Annotated in this window: 8 protein-coding genes and 2 pseudogenes; 8 read left to right on the top strand and 2 right to left on the bottom strand. The window is 75.0% G+C overall.

Annotated features, from left to right (window positions below; genetic code table 11):
- The first annotated feature begins 12 nt into the window (after nt 1-12).
- From ACH4C6_RS04395 to ACH4C6_RS04365, 7 genes and pseudogenes are all read left to right on the top strand, one after another.
- Nucleotides 13-2,526, top strand: coding sequence for a protein kinase (locus ACH4C6_RS04395; RefSeq protein WP_398107000.1), 2,514 nt, complete (start codon nt 13-15; stop codon nt 2,524-2,526).
- A 168-nt stretch (nt 2,527-2,694) separates the two neighbouring features.
- Nucleotides 2,695-4,863: pseudogene (locus ACH4C6_RS04390) on the top strand (serine/threonine-protein kinase).
- 93 nt (nt 4,864-4,956) lie between these two features.
- A complete protein-coding gene (locus tag ACH4C6_RS04385) occupies nt 4,957-6,123 on the top strand; it encodes a serine/threonine-protein kinase (RefSeq protein ID WP_398106999.1) in 1,167 nt (388 codons plus the stop codon).
- Nucleotides 6,124-6,251: 128 nt separating this feature from the next.
- On the top strand, nt 6,252-7,910 hold the full coding sequence (locus ACH4C6_RS04380) for a serine/threonine-protein kinase (RefSeq protein WP_398106998.1): 1,659 nt from the start codon (nt 6,252-6,254) through the stop codon (nt 7,908-7,910).
- A gap of 73 nt (nt 7,911-7,983) precedes the next feature.
- Nucleotides 7,984-9,711, top strand: a complete 1,728-nt coding sequence (locus ACH4C6_RS04375; RefSeq protein ID WP_398106997.1) for a serine/threonine-protein kinase — start codon at nt 7,984-7,986, stop codon at nt 9,709-9,711.
- 136 nt (nt 9,712-9,847) lie between these two features.
- Nucleotides 9,848-11,485, top strand: coding sequence for a succinic semialdehyde dehydrogenase (locus ACH4C6_RS04370; protein ID WP_398106996.1), 1,638 nt, complete (start codon nt 9,848-9,850; stop codon nt 11,483-11,485).
- A 38-nt stretch (nt 11,486-11,523) separates the two neighbouring features.
- Complete coding sequence (locus ACH4C6_RS04365; protein WP_398106995.1) at nt 11,524-13,311, top strand: GMC family oxidoreductase N-terminal domain-containing protein; 1,788 nt, start codon at nt 11,524-11,526, stop codon at nt 13,309-13,311.
- Between the two features lie 99 nt (nt 13,312-13,410).
- On the opposite strand, the gene ACH4C6_RS04360 is transcribed toward ACH4C6_RS04365, so the two are convergent.
- Nucleotides 13,411-14,394, bottom strand: a complete 984-nt coding sequence (locus ACH4C6_RS04360; protein WP_398106994.1) for an LAETG motif-containing sortase-dependent surface protein — start codon at nt 14,392-14,394, stop codon at nt 13,411-13,413.
- Between the two features lie 214 nt (nt 14,395-14,608).
- Here ACH4C6_RS04360 and ACH4C6_RS04355 point away from each other — a divergent pair, with 214 nt between their 5' ends.
- Nucleotides 14,609-15,745 carry a hypothetical protein gene (locus ACH4C6_RS04355; RefSeq protein WP_398106993.1) on the top strand — a complete coding sequence of 379 codons (1,137 nt, stop codon included), beginning with the start codon at nt 14,609-14,611 and terminating at the stop codon, nt 15,743-15,745.
- Between the two features lie 435 nt (nt 15,746-16,180).
- On the opposite strand, the pseudogene ACH4C6_RS04350 reads toward ACH4C6_RS04355, so the two are convergent.
- Nucleotides 16,181-16,471 (bottom strand): annotated as a pseudogene (locus ACH4C6_RS04350) (chorismate mutase); the annotation flags it as partial.
- Nucleotides 16,472-16,657: the final 186 nt, after the last annotated feature.

The following is a 16,657-nucleotide window of genomic DNA, read 5'->3' as shown; positions in this document are numbered from 1 at the left end:
GGGGGAGGCAACGTGGACGACTACGCGGGCCGGGTGCTCGCCGACCGCTACCGCCTGCCACTGCCGCCCTCCGACGAGTACGAACTCACCGAGACCCGGGCCTTCGACACCTACAGCGGGCAGGAAGTCCTGGTCCGTCAGGTGCCGTTGCCGGAGGTCGTCGAGGCGGAGGTCCTCGACGCGGAAGGGCTGCCCGACGGCTTCACCGCGCGTGACGGCGGGGTGCGGCGGTCCGGGGCGCGGTCGGGCACCCGCGGCGGCCGGCGGCCCGCGGACCCGGTGGTGCGGCGCGCGGTCGAGGCGGCCCAGGCGGCGGCGGCCATCCCCGACCACCCCCGGCTCGACCAGGTTTTCGACGTGTTCGCCGAGGGCGGTTCCCTGTGGGTCGTCAGCGAGCTGGTGGAGGCGCGCCCGCTGGCCGCGCTGCTCGCCGAGAAGCCGCTGACGCCGTACCGCGCGGCCGAGGTGGCCTCCGACGTCCTCACGGCGCTGCGCGTGCTGCACGCGCACGGCTGGGTGCACCGGAACATCACCGCACGCACGGTCCTGGTCTGCGAGGACGGCCGGGTCATGCTGACCGGGCTGGCCGTGGGGGCGGCGGAGGAGGCGCTGTGCGGCTACGACCCGGTGCCGGAACCGGCCCTCGGGGAGCCCGGGCAGCGCAGCGGCGGCACGGAAGGGTTCGACGGCGGCCCGGGAACCGGCGGTTCGGGACGCGGCGGTTCGGGCCCGGCCGGGCCCGGCGGCGCGGGCGACCCCGAGGCCGCACGGCGGGCGGCCATCGAGGCCCGAGAGTCCCGCGGACTGCCCCCGGCCGGGAGCGAGGGACCGGGCGGCGGTGGCCCGGCCGTGCCCGCGCGCCGGGCGGAGCAGGACAGCGCCGACCCGAGGGCGGCACGCGCCGGGGCGATCGCGGCCTACCGGGCAGGTGCCCGGGCCGCGGCACGCGTCCAGGAGGCGCAGCAGGGTGAGCGGGCGGCGCTCCCCGGAGCCCGGCCGGCCACCGACGACGAGACCTACGGCGGCGGACCGGCGCACGCGCCGTACATCCCCGGGCAGGGCACCGCCCCCGGGGCGCCGCCGCCCGGACGGATCGCCGACCCCTACGGCGTGGGCGGCAACCCCCGGGCCGGCACCGCCTGGCACGGCGCGACCCCCCGCGACGCGACCGCACCGCACGGACGCGAGCAGGCCGCGCTGCCGCCCGCTGCCGGTGGCGCCGCCCCGGGCGGGCCGACCCGCTGGGACGACCTGGTCGCCGACACCCCGGCCCCCCGGCGCGGTCCCGCCACGGCACTGGCCGCCGAGCGGGCGCGGCAGGCCCGGATGGCGGTGGTCGGGCCGGTGACGGAACGCTGGGCGCCGGAGCAGGCCGGGCCCGTGCACGAGAACTGGCAGCTGGCACCGCCGATCGGCCCGGCGACCGACCTGTGGGCGCTCGGCGCGCTGCTGTTCCGGGCCGTGCAGGGCCACGCGCCCTACCCGGAGGAATCGACGGCCGAGCTGGTGCAGCTGGTGTGCGCGGAACCGCCCGCGTACGCCGAGGAGTGCGGGCCGCTGCGGCCCGTGGTGGAGTCGCTGCTGCGTCAGGACCCCACCGACCGGCTTGATTTCGAGGAGCTGCGGGGCTGGTTGCGCTCCCTGGTGCGTTCGGCGCCCGAGCCGGAGGCCGGGGTGCACGTCGTCCCGGCGCCGCCCGTCGACGCCGGCCGGCTGCCCGTCGTACGCCGCCGGGGCGAGCTGGTGCGCAGACGGCGGGCCGGACTGCCCGCGCACCACGGGCGGCACAAGCGGGCCCGCACGCAGACCCGCTCGCCGCACCGCCTCGGCCGCACCCTGCTCCTGCTGGTCCTGCTCGCGATGGCCGCGGCGATCGCCTACGCCATGCTCTTCATGCCCAAGTCGGACACCGGCCAGGGGCAGGGCACGGACCGCACCGGGGCCGCCGGTGAGGCCGGCCGGGCTCCGGAGCCGGACGCGAGCAGCGAGCCCCGGCCCGACCAGACCTCGCCCGGGGAGAGCCCGTCGACGTCGACCGGCTCCAGCGAGACGCAGACCACCGGCCCCGGCGCCGGTGACGGCTTCACCCTGCGCAAGGACTCGGCCGGTTTCCAGGTAGCCGTCGCCAAGGGCTGGGACCGCACACCGCGCAACGGCGACGGCCAGGTCCTGTACACCAAGGGCGATTTCCGGCTGCTCGTCGTGCCGGGCCGGGACAGCGCCGCGGAGTACGGCAGCGATCCGATGGCCTACCAGCGCGAGCGCGAGCGCGAGTTGCAGCCCTACCGCGACTCCAGCTGGGCCACCTCCACCGGCCTGAAGCGGATCGACGTGGGCGGACGGACCATGGCCGAGGGGCAGTTCACCTGGACCGGCGGCGACGGCGAGGAGCTGTACGTGCGCAACCTCGCCATGCTGGTCGACGGGCGGTACCACGTGGTCCAGGTGCGCGGGCCCGAGTCGGAGCGGGACGAGGTGACCCGCTTGTACGAGCGGGCGGCGGCGACGTACCGGGCGACGAAGTGACCCGTCGGCGGGCCCGTGGCACGGGCGCCGTCCGCCTCACCGGCCTCTGAGGTCACGGGAGTCCACAACCGTCACAGTGCGGTCACCGTGGCACCCCGCTTGTTCCCCGGGGAGGGGCCGGTCCTTACGCTGACCCTGTCAAGACCATTGCGGGGCAACGTGAATCAGATGCAGGGCCGGCTCGTCGCGGGCCGTTACCGGCTGGCCGAATCCATCGGCAGTGGCGGCATGGGCCGGGTGTGGCGGGCGCATGACGAGGTGCTGCACCGGTCGGTGGCCGTCAAGGAACTGACGGCCGCCCTCTACGTCTCCGAGAGCGAGCAGGCGATCCTGCTGGCGCGTACCCGCGCCGAGGCCAGGGCGGCGGCCCGGATCAGCCACACCGCGGTCGTCACCGTGCACGACGTCCTGGAGCACGACGGGCGCCCCTGGATCGTGATGGAGCTGGTCGAGGGCCGCTCCCTGGCCGACGCGGTCAAGGAGGACGGCCGCGTCGAAGCCCGCGAGGCGGCACGCGTCGGCCTGTGGGTGCTGCGGGCCCTGCGCGCCGCGCACACCGCGGGCGTCCTGCACCGCGACGTCAAACCGGGCAACGTCCTCCTCGGCCGCGACGGACGCGTCCTGCTCACCGACTTCGGCATCGCCCAGATCGACGGCGACACGACGATCACCCGCACCGGCGAGGTCGTCGGCTCGGTCGACTACCTGGCGCCGGAGCGCGTGCGCGGACAGGACCCGGGGCCCGCCTCGGACCTGTGGGGACTCGGCGCGACGCTCTACACGGCGGTCGAGGGCCGCTCCCCGTTCCGCCGGACGACCCCTCTGACAACGATGCAGGCCGTGGTCGAGGAGGAGGCCGCCGAACTCCGCCACGCCGGCCCGCTCGCGCCGGCCATCACCGCCCTGCTGCGCAAGGACCCGGCCACCCGTCCCGGACTGCCCGAGGCCGAGCAGATGCTGGCCGAGGCCGCGGAGGGGCGGCGGCCCAACGGGGCGCAGGCGTACGTGCCGGCGCGGTACGGCGGCGGGACGGGGGCGCCGTACGGGGAGGCGCACAGCGGCACGGGCGGCACGGGCGGTACGGGCGGTACGGGCGGTACGGGCGGTACGGGCGGCGCGGGCGGCAGGGGTGGTACGGGCCCGGTGGGCGCGGGCCGGGGCCGCTCCGGTCCGGCCGGTGCCGGGTCCGCTGGCACCGGCTCCGCCCCGCAGCCCGGGGCCCCGCTCCCCCCGCAGACCGGCACCGCGGCCGGCGGGTCGCCGACGACCGGGGCGCACACGGCGGGCACGCACATGGCGGGCACGCACACGGACGGTGCACACATGGGCGGTGCACACGTGGGTGGCGGCCACACGGGCGGTGCGCACACGGGTGGCGGCCACACGGGCGGTGCGCACACGGGTGGCGGCCACGCTGGCGGTGCGCACACGGGTGGTAGCCACACGGGCGGTGCGCCCATGGGCAGCGGCCACACGGGCGGTGCGCACACGGGTGGCGGCCACACGGGTGGTGCGCACACGGGTGGCGGCCACACGGGCGGTGCGCACATGGCGGGCCGTCCCACCGTGGGCAGCCACCCGGCCGGCAGCCGCACGGTGGGGATCGCGGGCACGGGCACCGGGCCGACGGCCGTCGGACCGACCGCGCAGGCCCCGCAGCCACCCGGGCCGCACGTCTCCGGCCGGCCGGTGCCCGGCGGCCGGCGGCGGCGCCGGCTGCGCACGCTCGCCCTGGTCGTCGCGCTCGCGGCCATCGTCGGCGGCGGCACCGCGGTCGTGCTCCAGCAGTGGGACCGGGGCCGCGGGACGAGCGACGCCTCCGGCTCGCCGGACACCGGTGGCACCGCGAAGCCCGGGGGATCCGTCCCGGACGGCTGGACGCGGCACGACGACCCCGCCGGATTCAGTCTGTACCTGCCCGAGGGCTGGAAGCGCAGGCCGTTCGGGGCGCAGGGCGAGATCAAGCAGATCGACTACACGCCCGACGACGGACGGCACTTCGTCCGGATCGCCGTCGACCCGTCCCCGGACTTCGCCGATCCCCACGCGCACCAGCTCGACCTGGAGCAGCAGTTGCAGCGGCTGGTCGACTACCGGCGGGTCCGGCTGGAGCGCAACGTCTACCGCGACCGCGAAGGCGCCCTCTGGGAGTACACCTGGACCGCGCTGGCCAAGGACATCAAGTTCCCCGGCCCCCGCCGCGCCATCGAGGAGACGTACGTGGCCCGCGACGGCACGGAGTACGTCCTCTACATGTCCGCACCGGCGGCGGACTGGGCAACCGCGCGCAAGCAGTTCACCTCGGTCCTGCAAGGCTGGCAGGAGAAGACCGCCTGACGACACGCCGGCGCCGGCCCGTCGGCCGTCTGTTTCGGCCACCCGCGTCCCGGCGCCCCGGAGCCGTCCCGTCCGGTGGGGCATGATGGCCGTATGGGGACCGAGGGGCACAACAGGCGTGTCATCGCGGGCCGTTACCGGCTCGAGGAGAAGCTCGGGCGCGGGGGCATGGGCGTGGTCTGGCGGGCGACCGACCAGTTGCTCGGCCGGGGCGTGGCGGTCAAGGAACTCCCCTACGACGACACCCTGTCCGCGGCGGAGGCCCGCCGCCAGCGGGACCGTACGCTGCGCGAGGCCCGGGCCGTCGCCCAGTTGAGCCACCCGCACATCATCGTCGTCCACGATGTCGTCGAGGACGCCGAACGGCCGTACATCGTGATGGAGCTGGTCGAGGGCGGCACGCTGGCGGACCGGCTCGCCGGGCGGGGCCCGGTCGACCCGGCCGAGGCCGCGCGCATCGGTGTGGACCTGCTCGGCGCGCTGCGCGCCGCGCACGCGTCGGGGGTGCTGCACCGGGATCTCAAACCGGACAACGTCCTGCTGGAGTCCGGTACCGACCGGGTCGTCCTGACCGACTTCGGCATCGCGCAGGTGCAGGGCGCCCCGACGCTCACCGAGAACGGCTCGTTCGTCGGCTCGCCCGAGTACACCGCGCCCGAGCGGATGTCGGGGGTCAGGACGGGGCCGGAGTCGGACCTGTGGTCGCTGGGCGCGCTGCTGTGCACGGCGTTGAGCGGGGAGTCGCCGTTCCACCGGGACTCCCTCGGCGGTGTCCTGCACGCGGTGGTCGTCGGCGACATCCGCCCGCCCGCCGAGGCCGGACCGCTCCTGCCCGTCGTGCACGGCCTGCTGGAACGCGACCCCGACCGGCGGCTGGACGCGGACCGGGCGGAGCGGATGCTGCGGGCCTTCCTGACGACGGGACGCACCCCGCCCGCGCCCCCGCCCGGGTACGCCCCGGTGCTGCGGGTCGTCCCCGGCGGCCGGCCGCCGGACCCGGCCGGACCGCCGCCCGCGCCGACGGCGGCCGTGCCGGGCGGCGGGCCGCGGGAGGAGCCGTTCCTGCGCCAGCCCGGGCGGCGGGTGCTCGTCGCCGCGGTGCTGGTCGCCGCGATGGCCGGGGCCGGAATCTCCGCCGCGGCACTGCTGCGCGGCGACGGCGACGGGGACGGCGGCCCCGTGCCGACGAGTTCGGCGCCCCGCACCCCCGCGACCGGGTCCGCCTCCCCGAGCAGCCACGCGCCCACCGCCACCCCCTGACGGCGGCCCGGCCGGCCCCGGCGGGAGCCGGAGACGCGGACCGGGAGCCGCGCCCCGACGTCACGGGTCTGTGACCGGCTGCCGCCCATGGTGGATACGGGAGCGCCCGGCGCGATATGGATGGACCCATGAGCAACAACGGGGGAGCCCGCTCCGGGTCCGACGAGCCGACGAGTTTCGTTCTGCAACCGCCGAACCCGCAGGCGCCGGTACCGGGCGATCCGTACGCGTCACCCGCCGCGCAGCCCGCCCGGCCCGGGCCGCCCCGGCAGCCCGCCGGCCCGGCGGAGGAACCCGGCACGGGACGGCTCATCGCCGGGCGCTACCGGCTGCTCGGCAAGCTGGGCCACGGCGGAATGGGCACGGTGTGGCGGGCGCAGGACGAGACGGTGGAGCGGGAGGTCGCCGTCAAGGAACCGCGCCTCCCGGAGCACCTTCCCGAGCGCGAACGCGCCAACGCCTTCGAGCGGATGCGCCGCGAGGCCCGGGCGGCGGCCCGGCTCGACCACCCGGCCGTCGTCGACGTCCACGACGTCGCGGTGGTGGACGGCAGACCGTGGATCGTCATGGAGCTGGTAAGGGGCCGCTCGCTGGGCGACGCCCTTCAGGAGGGCACCCTGTCCGCGCGCGAGGCCGCCCGGATCGGCCTGGAGGTGCTCGGCGCCCTGGAGGCCGCGCACGCCGCGGGCATCCTGCACCGTGACGTGAAGCCGGACAACGTCCTGCTCGGCCGCCACGACCGGGTCGTGCTCACGGACTTCGGCATCGCCCAGATCGAGGGCGAGACCAGCCTGACGGACACCGGCGGGTTCGTGGGCTCGCCCGAGTACATCGCCCCGGAGCGGGTGCTGGGCCAGCGCCCGGGGCCGGCCAGCGACCTGTGGTCGCTCGGCGTGGTGCTCTACGCGGCCACCGAGGGGGTCTCGCCGTTCCGCCGCAGCAACACCCCCGCCACCCTCCAGTCCGTCCTCAACGCAACGCCCGCGCCGCCCGCCTCGGCCACCGGCCCGCTCGCCGAGGCCATCGGCGGACTGCTGCAGAAGGACCCGGCCCGCCGCCCGGACGCGGCACGGGTGCGGGCCCTGCTGTCGGCGGCCGCCGAGCCGCCCGCACCGCAGCCCACTCAGGCCCTCCGGGTCACCGGACCGGCCGACGGGCGCCGGGGCGCGCGCCTCGGCCGCAAGGGCTGGGCCGGCCTCGGCGCGGCGGTCGTCGCGGCGGCGGTGGCGGCGTACCTGGTGGTCGCCGACCCGTTCGCCGGGCCCCTGCCCGACGGCTGGGAGGTCCGCCAGGAGAAGGCGCTGGGGGCGGCGATGGCCGTCCCCGAGGGCTACCAGCGGACCGTGCCCGACCGGGAGTCCGACGACGAGCACTGGGTGACGTACACCGACTGGAGCGGCAGCGTCTCGATCCACCTCGCCCTCTACCGGAAGGCGGAGGACACCAGCGGCACCATCGGGGCCTCCGCGGCCGCCGAGATGTACGAGGACGACAGCAAGTTCAAGAAGAGCGGCGACTACGACCTGGACATGCCGGCGGACCCGGAGCGGACGAACCCCGTCACGACGACCTACCGGGGCAAGAAGGCGGCCGAGAACACCGTCGCCTACGTCACCGACGACACCCAGGACCCCCGCCCCCGCGAAGTGCGCATCTTCTACTACCGCACCACCGGCGGCGACCTGTACAAGCTCACCGTCGGCTACCCGGGCAAGGGCGACTTCACCGACCGCGGCACAGAGGTGGCGAGCGAGGCGATCGAGAACCTGGACATCAACGGCACCTGACGGGGCGCCTGTTGGCCATCCCGTCGACCACCCCGCGTCGACAAGTCCCGGGGCCGCACGGTACTGATGGGGCATGAGCAACGACGGGGGCGGTACGGACGACGCCCGGGGCCGGCTGGTCGGCGGACGGTACCGGCTGATCGAGCGCATCGGCTCCGGCGCGACCGGCACCGTCTGGCGGGGCCACGACGAGCTCCTCCAGCGCGAAGTCGCCGTACGGCAGCCCTTGTTGCCCGGTGCCCCCGAGGACGCCGGCCACCGGCGTGCCGCCCACCGGCTGCACCGCGAGGCGCGGGCCGCCGCCCGTGTGGACCACCCCTCCGCCGTCACCATCCACGACGTGGTGGTCGAGCCGGAGCGGCGGGACGAACCCCCGGGCCCCAAGGGCCCCGACGAGCTCGACGCCACCGAGATGCTCGACGGACTGCCGTGGATCGTCATGGAGTCGGTGCGGGGGGAGTCCCTGCACGAGCGGCTCCGCCGCGGCCCGGTCGAGCCGGAGGAGGCGGCCCGGATCGGCCTCGCCGTCCTCGGCGCGCTGCACGCCGCGCACAGCGTCGGCATCGTGCACCGGGACGTGAAACCGGCCAACGTCCTGCTCGGTGAGGACGACCGGGTCGTGCTCACCGACTTCGGCATCGCCCAGCCGCACGCCGGGGAACACGCCTCCGGGGCGGGAGAGTCCGGCGCCCCAGCGGAGTTCGTCGCCCCCGAGCGGATGTCCGGGCGCGGCGCCGGTCCCGCCTCCGACCTGTGGTCCCTGGGCGCCGTGCTGTACACCGCCGTCGAGGGCTCGTCCCCGTTCCGCCGGGGCACCCCCGAGGCGACCCGCACCGCGGTCCTGGAGTCCCGGCCGCCCGCACCCGAGCGGGCCGGTCCCCTCGGGCCGCTCATGTCCCGGCTGCTGAGCGCCGACCCCGACCAGCGGCCGGACGCGGAGGAGGCGGCCGCCGCGCTGGCGCTCGTGGCAGGGCCGTCGGCCGTCACCGCGCCGAGGGCACCTGCGGACGGGCCGGACAGGCCGGACAGGCCGGACAGGACTGCTGGAGCGCCCGCGGACGCCGCACCACCGAAGGCGCCGGCGGCCGCAGCGGCCACCGAAGCACCGGTCGCGGCTTCGGCATCGAGCCCGCAGGAGCCGCCGAGACGTCCAGGTCTCCTCCGCCCCGCCCCCCTCGCCCTCCTGGGCGCGCTGCTGGCCGGCGGCATCGGGACGGCCACCCAGCTCACCGGCACCAGCAGTGCGGACACCGGCGCCAGCAGTGCGGACACCGGCAGCGCGGGCGCCGAGGTCGGCGCGAGCAGTGCGCAGGCCGCCGGGCGCGCCTCCCGTACCGCCCCCACCGCCGACTGGACCGCGCACCACGAGCCGGACCTGGCGGCGGTGCTCCACCTGCCGGGCCACTACCGCGCGCTGGCCCGCACCGGCAGCACGGCCGACCAGCCCCGCACGGCCCTGTACGGCGACGAGCGGGGCGGCACCGTCCGCGTCCGGCTCCTCCGCTGGGACCGGGCACCCGGCTCCCTCGAGGACGAGGCCCGCACGACCGAGGTCGGCGGGGACCGCCGGGCGCACACCGAGTACACCCCGACCACCGTCCAGGGCCACGACGCCGTGTTGGCCGACACCGCCTACACCCGGGACGGAACGCCCCGGCGCGTCCTGCGGCTCCTGGTGCGCGCCGCCGCCGACCGCCTGTACGAGCTGCGCGTCGACATGGCCCGGGGGACGGCGGAGGAGCCGGAGGGCACCGCGGTGTTCGAGGGGGCCCGGGACGGTCTCGGGTTCGTAAAGGACTGAGGAAGTTCCGCCGGTCACCGCCCATGCCCTGATCAGGGCGTTTGTTGCCAGCAGTCACTGGCAGCGTGTGTGCAGCCGGTGAAGCCGTATTACCGACGGGTACCCAAAGGCCCCGCAGCGGCATACCCTGCGCCTCATGACGGACGCGCAGGCCGCCGAGAAGACGGCAGAGACCGGCACGGCTCAGGCCGGTACGAACCCCCTCGCCCCCGCTCCGGAGGGCGCCCGCACCGCCGCCGACGTGGTCACCCCCGAGCTGGTCGCCCAGCTGACCAAGGGCGTGGCCGGTTCGGGCCGGACGGCCAACCACACGCCGTTCACCGGCGAGAAGCTGGCCGACCTGCCCGAGTCGACGCCCGAGGACGTGGAGCAGGCCTTCGCGGCGGCCCGCACCGCGCAGGCCGTGTGGGCGCGGACCCCGGTGCGGCAGCGCGCCGCCGTCCTGCTCCGCTTCCACGACCTGGTGCTGGAGCGCCAGGCCGAGGTGCTCGACCTGATCCAGCTGGAGACGGGCAAGGCGCGGCTGCACGCCCACGAGGAGGTCCAGGCCGTGGCGGTCGCCGCCCGGCACTACGGCCGCAAGGCCCCCGCCTACCTCGGGCCCAAGCGGCACACGGGTGCCGTGCCGACCCTGACCAAGGTCACCGAACTGCGCCACCCGCGCGGGGTGGTGGGCCAGATCGCCCCCTGGAACTACCCCTTGGAGCTGTCGGTCGGCGACGCGCTCCCGGCGTTCGCCGCGGGCAACGCGGTGGTCATGAAGCCGGACACCGAGACCTGCCTGACCGCCCTGTGGGCCCGTGACCTGCTGATCGAGGCCGGACTGCCCGCCGACGTGTTCCAGGTCGTCCTCGGCGACGGCCCGGTCGTCGGCCCCGAGGTCGTCCGGCACGCCGACTACGTCTCCTTCACCGGCTCCACCCGCACCGGCCGCGAGGTCGCCCAGGGCGCCGCCGCCCGGCTGGTCGGCGTCTCCCTCGAACTCGGCGGCAAGAACGCCATGCTGGTCCTGGCGGACGCCGACATCGACAAGGCCGCGGCCGGAGCCGTGCGCGCCTGCTTCTCCTCGGCCGGACAGCTCTGCATCTCCATCGAGCGGCTCTTCGTCCACGAGTCGGTCGCGGACGCCTTCCTGGAGCGCTTCGCCGCCCGCACCAGGGCCATGCGCCTGGGCACGTCGCTGGCGTACGGGGCCGACATGGGGTCCCTGGTGGGCGAACGCCAGCTCCAGACCGTCACTCGGCACGTGGAGGAGGCCGTCGCCAAGGGCGCGAAGGTCCTCGCCGGCGGGGTGGCCCGCCCGGACATCGGCCCCTACTTCTTCGAGCCGACGATCCTCGACGGCGTCGCCACGGACATGTCCGTCTGCGCCGAGGAGACCTTCGGGCCGGTCGTCTCGGTCTACCGCTTCACGGACGAGGACGAGGCGATCGAGCGGGCCAACTCCACCGCCTACGGCCTGAACTCCTCGGTCTGGACGAAGAACGGCCGCCGCGGCCGGGAGGTCGCCGCCCGCCTGCGCACCGGCACGGTCAACATCAACGAGGGCTACGCGCCCGCCTACGGCAGCGTCCAGTCGCCCATGGGCGGCATGAAGGACTCGGGGCTGGGCCGCCGCCACGGCTCCGAGGGCATCCTCAAGTACACCGAGGCCCAGACGGTCGCCCACCAGCGGGTGCTGCCCATGGCCCCCTCGCTGGGCATGGACGACGAGGCGTACGCCCGGTTCATGAGCAGGAGCCTGCGCCTGATGAAGGCGTTCCGGTTCCGGTAGACGACGTTCGCTTCAGCCACTCGAAGGGGAGACGGCACGTGTCTCAGGACGCTTACGACTACGACGTCATCGTCGTGGGTTCCGGCTTCGGCGGCTCGGTGACCGCCCTGCGCCTCACCGAGAAGGGATACAGGGTCGGCGTCCTGGAGGCCGGCCGCCGCTTCACCCGCGAGACCCTGCCGAAGAACTCCTGGGACCTCAAGAACTACCTGTGGGCCCCCAGGCTCGGCATGTACGGCATCCAGCGCATCCATCTGCTGGGCAACGTCATGGTGCTGGCGGGAGCGGGCGTCGGCGGCGGCTCCCTCAACTACGCCAACACGCTCTACGTCCCGCCGGCGCCGTTCTTCGAGGACCCCCAGTGGCGTGACATCACCGACTGGCAGGACGAGCTGGCGCCGTACTACGACCAGGCCCGCCGGATGCTGGGGGTCCGCCTCAACCCGACCATGACGCCGTCCGACGTGCACCTGAAGGCGGCCGCGGAGAAGATGGGCTGCGGCGACACCTTCCACCTCGCGCCGGTCGGCGTCTTCTTCGGCGACGGCGAGGACGCCGACGGCACGGTGAAGGCCGAGCCGGGCGAGGAGGTGCCCGACCCGTACTTCGGCGGGGCCGGGCCGGCCCGCAAGGCGTGCGCGGAGTGCGGCGAGTGCATGACCGGTTGCCGGCACGGCGCCAAGAACACCCTCAACGAGAACTACCTGCACCTCGCCGAGAAGGCCGGCGCGGTCGTCCACCCCCTGACGACGGTCGTGTCCGTGACCGACGACTCGCGGGGCGGCTACGCCGTCGCCACCCTGCCCACCGACGGCGGCCGCAAGGCGAAGGGCCGCACCTACACGGCCCGCAAGGTCGTCCTCGCCGCCGGCACCTACGGCACCCAGACCCTGCTGCACCGCATGAAGGCGGGCGGCCAGTTGCCCCGGCTCTCGGTCCGGCTCGGCGAGCTCACCCGCACCAACTCCGAGGCCCTGGTCGGCGCCCAGACCGACGACCGGCGCTACCGCAAGGCCCACGGCGCGCCCCGGGCCGACTTCACCCGCGGCGTCGCGATCACGTCCTCGATCCACCCGGACGCCAACACCCACATCGAACCGGTCCGGTACGGCAAGGGCTCCAACTCGATGGGCAGCCTGTCCATCCTCCAAGTGCCCTACGCCGGAAGGAACTCGGGCACCGCACGGGTGCTCGGCTTCGTCGCCCACGCGGCCCGGCACCCGCTGCTGACCCTGCGCTCGCTGTCCAACCGCCGCTGGTCGGAGCGGACCATCATCGGCCTGGTGATGCAGTCGCTGGACAACTCCCTGACGACGTACGTGAAGCCGTCGGGGATCGGCCGCGGGCTGCTCACCGCCCGCCAGGGCCACGGCTCGCCCAACCCCAAGCAGATCAAGGCCGCGACCGAGGGCGCCTCGGCCCTGGCCGCCGAGATCAACGGCTTCGCGGGCTCGAACGTCGGCGAACTGATGGGCACCCCGCTCACGGCCCACTTCCTGGGCGGCTGCCCCATCGGCGACTCCCCGGAGACGGGCGTGATCGACCCCTACCACCGCCTGTACGGGCACCCCGGCATCTCGGTCGTCGACGGCGCCGCCGTCTCCGCCAACCTGGGCGTGAACCCCTCCCTCACCATCACCGCGCAGGCGGAACGGGCGATGTCCTTCTGGCCCAACAAGGGCGACGCCGACCCGCGCCCCGAGCAGGGCACGGCGTACGCGCGGCTGCGGCCGGTCGAGCCCAAGTCGCCGGCGGTCCCGGCGGAGGCGTTCGGCGCGCTGCGGCTGCCGTTCCTCGGCATGCCGGCGGTGCCGCCCAGGAAGTAGCCGCCACCGGCGGGCCGAACGGCAACGGAAGAGGGACCTGCACCCCCCTCCGAGCGCAGGTCCCTCTTCCGTTCGCTGCGGCCTGACGGCCGCTGTGGCTTACGCCTCCGCGCCGGCCTTGCGGCGACGGACCACGAAGATCGCACCGGCACCGGCGACGACCGCGGCACCGCCGACCAGGCTGATCATCGGCAGGGCGGAGCTGGAGCCGGTCTCGGCGAGGCTGCCGGTGACCTCCGGCGTGTTCCCGCTCGGCTTCTCGTCGGTGACGGGCGCCTTGCCGCCTTCCTGCGGCTTGGTGCCACCGGTGTCCGTACCGGCCGAGACGATCTGGAAGCGGTACGACACGTCGCCGAAGCCGGTGCACTCGGCGTCGTCGTCACCGTAGATCGTCGCGCCGAGCGAGAAGCCGGCGCCGACCGGGGCGGACTTGCTGACGTTGAGGCGCAGCGGGATGTCGACCTCGTAGCCGGGCTTCAGCTCGTCGGTGTAGCCGACGTAGCCGACCGCGAAGCCGCCCTCGTTCAGGTCGGTCCAGACCTTGCTGTCCGGGTCCCAGGCCTGGAGCTGGACCTGCTTGCTGGTGAACAGCTCCTCGCCGTTCTTGTCGGGGGAGGCCCCGGCGAAGAAGTCGAGGTCGTTCAGGGTGGAGTCGGAGTCGTTCAGCACGCTGAGCGAGAACTTGTGCCAGCCGCTGCCCGCGGCGATCTTGCCGGGCAGGCCGGAGATGGCGACGTCGACCTTGGTGTCCTCGCACACGGAGGGCTCGGGGTCGGGGGACTCCGACTCCTCGGGCGCGGAGGTGCTCGGCGCCGGGGAGGAGGCGCTCGCGGACGTGCTCGGCGAGCTGGACGTCTGCGGAGCGGAGGCGCTCGTGGACGTGCTCGGAGCCGGGGCCGTCTCGGCGGGCTTGGACTCGGTGGCCGACGGCGAGGCGGACGTCTCGGGAGCGGACTCGCTCACCGACGCGCTCGGCGTGGGCGTGGTTTCGTCGGACGCGTACGCGGCCGGTGCCGCGAGCAGTGCCACCGGGGCTATGACCGCCGTTGCGGCCGCTGCTGCCATGGCGCGGCGAAGCTTCATGAAGACCTCGGAGAGTCCGGCGTACCGCGGGCTGCGGTACGAGCGTTGGGGGAGGCCTCCGCGTGTGGGGCGCGGGAGTGGCCCTTGGTTCGCCAGGTTTGATCCGTGGAACCTGTGAAAGGTTGTGCGGGTCCTCACGCAATTTTTATGTGGGCTGTGTCACAGGCAGGGTCTTCTTGTGGTGGCGTCCGCCACCCGATTAGATCTTGGGTTCGTGTCTGAGAAGCCGTCCGACGACCGGTCGTCGGACTCGGAGATCCCCGACGACGTCTGGGAGCAGTTCGCCCGCGACACCGAGCGGGACATCCGGTCCTCCGCCCCGAAGGAGCCGTCCGCACGGGCGCGCCACGTGACCGAGAGGCTGCGCCGGCAGGACGCCCGGGGCGAAGTGCCTCCCGGATGGCGCACCGACGCGGCCCGGCCGGCCGGGAACGGGCGGGCCGGCCGGCGCCGCACGCTGTGGGCGATCGTGGGTGTGCCCGTCGCCGCGGCCGTGGTGCTGGTGGCCCTCAAGCCGTCGCTGCTGCCCGGCGACCCCTTCGGCACCGGGGACCCGCCGGCCGCCGAGGCCGCGCCGCTGCCCGCGGAGACCGCGGCGCCGACCGCCGCCCCCGGCGCGGCCGGCACGGAACGGCCCACCCTGGACGAGCCGTTCGCCGGTTCCCCGGCACTGCGCTGGGCGGACGGCGAGGCGGGCATCGTGCTGCCCGAGGCGAAGGCCGTGGGCGCGGTCCCGAAGACTCGCGTGGAACAGGCGCTGAAGCTGACCAAGAAGCTGCTGGTCGGCACCAACCTCGACCCGAGGACGATCGGCGGGGCGCGCCCCGAGGCCGCGTTCGCCGTCCTCGACCCCAAGCAGCCGAAGCTGTTCGACGACCTGAACACCGCCCTGCGCTCCCCGAGCGCCGAGGACGACCCGGTGACGCTGTTCAGCCGCTTCGACCCGGACGAGGTGCGGCCGGTGGGCGATGTGATCAAGACGCGCGGCCGCATGACGACCGGCAAGGGCACGCACGGGGGAGTGGCCGTGCACGCCGACTACACCTTCGTCTACCCGCTCGTCCGGGCGGACGGGCGTACCGAGGTCGCCCGCACCATCGTGCGCCGCGTCCTCGACGTCGAACTCGCCGACCCGGCCCGCTACCGGGTCACCCCGGGCCGGCTGCTGCTCGTGAAGTACGACCAGGAGATAGGCAACTCCTCCTGTGACGTCCACGACGGCTTCCTGCACCCGGGCTTCCCGTCGGCCACCTCCGCCGACCCGGCCCCGAGCGGTCCCGAGGTCGACCCGTACGACCGGAGCCGGCCGCTGGACGACGGCAGCGCCTGCGGGACGGTGACCCGCACCTGAGTCCGCCCCGCCCCGGTGGCCGGGCCGGGCCGGGACAGGGCGAAGGGCCCCGCGGTGTGGAGCCGCGGGGCCCTTCCTCTCGTCAGCACCGGCGCAGGGCGGCGCCGGTGCCCGGAAGCGGCGCCGGGGGGTAGCGCCGCTGGTCTCGACCCGGGTGGTGGTGCAAGGTCCGTCGGCCGGCCCCGGGCGTCCCCGGAGCCGGCCGTTCTCTTGGGTGACCGGGCTGCTGTCCCCTGCCGTCCGGTCACTTCCCTGGGGCGAGGTCCCACGACGCACGGCACGATCCGTGCGTCTCATCGCCCCAGTGAGCCACGCGTGGTTCTTTCGGGCCCGCGGCTGGCTGGCGCGGACACCGGGACCAACGACGCCCGGTGGAACGCGGTCACGCGCCGTACGGGTGAGAGCGATGCGTACGTCTGTCCCCGGAACGTGGATTCAGATCCTGCCGCGGCACAGTTCCAGCAGCGTCATCGCGAGGGCCGTGCCCGGCTTGCCCAGTGCCTCGCGGTAGTGGCCGAGGACCTCCATCTCGCGCGAGAGGTTCACCCGGCGGCCGCCGGAGGAGATCCGCGCCTCCTGGATGACGGCGGAGACGGCCACCCGTTCCTGGATCAGGCCGATGATCCGGTCGTCGAGCGCGTCGATGCGCTCACGGGCTCCGGTGATCACGTCGGCGGCCTCGGTGGTGCGGGCGCCGGTCACGTCGGTGACGGTCATGGAAGGGCTCCTCGTCGTCGGGGGCCGCCCCGGGGCGACAGGGCCCGGACGACGACAGGCGCCCCGGGCCTTGTCGGCCCGGGGCGCCTGGGAAGTCGCTTGTCAGTTGCTCAAGCAGCACGACCATGGCAGCCGGTGGGCCGGATGCCATAGGTAAAGCGGAAGGTCGGGTGCGTGAGCATGCGGCCAGTATGC

It is taken from the genome of Streptomyces sp. NPDC017943 (assembly GCF_044328425.1).
GTDB lineage: Bacteria > Actinomycetota > Actinomycetes > Streptomycetales > Streptomycetaceae > Streptomyces > Streptomyces djakartensis_A.
This window is presented reverse-complemented; position numbering and strand designations above follow the sequence as displayed.

What these genes read in the sequence shown, in the direction of transcription:
- ACH4C6_RS04360 (WP_398106994.1), bottom strand. Translation starts at nt 14,394, where the DNA reads ATGAAGCTTCGCCGCGCCATGGCAGCAGCGGCCGCAACGGCGGTCATA.
- ACH4C6_RS04375 (WP_398106997.1), top strand. Translation starts at nt 7,984, where the DNA reads ATGAGCAACGACGGGGGCGGTACGGACGACGCCCGGGGCCGGCTGGTC.
- ACH4C6_RS04370 (WP_398106996.1), top strand. Translation starts at nt 9,848, where the DNA reads ATGACGGACGCGCAGGCCGCCGAGAAGACGGCAGAGACCGGCACGGCT.
- ACH4C6_RS04380 (WP_398106998.1), top strand. Translation starts at nt 6,252, where the DNA reads ATGAGCAACAACGGGGGAGCCCGCTCCGGGTCCGACGAGCCGACGAGT.
- ACH4C6_RS04385 (WP_398106999.1), top strand. Translation starts at nt 4,957, where the DNA reads ATGGGGACCGAGGGGCACAACAGGCGTGTCATCGCGGGCCGTTACCGG.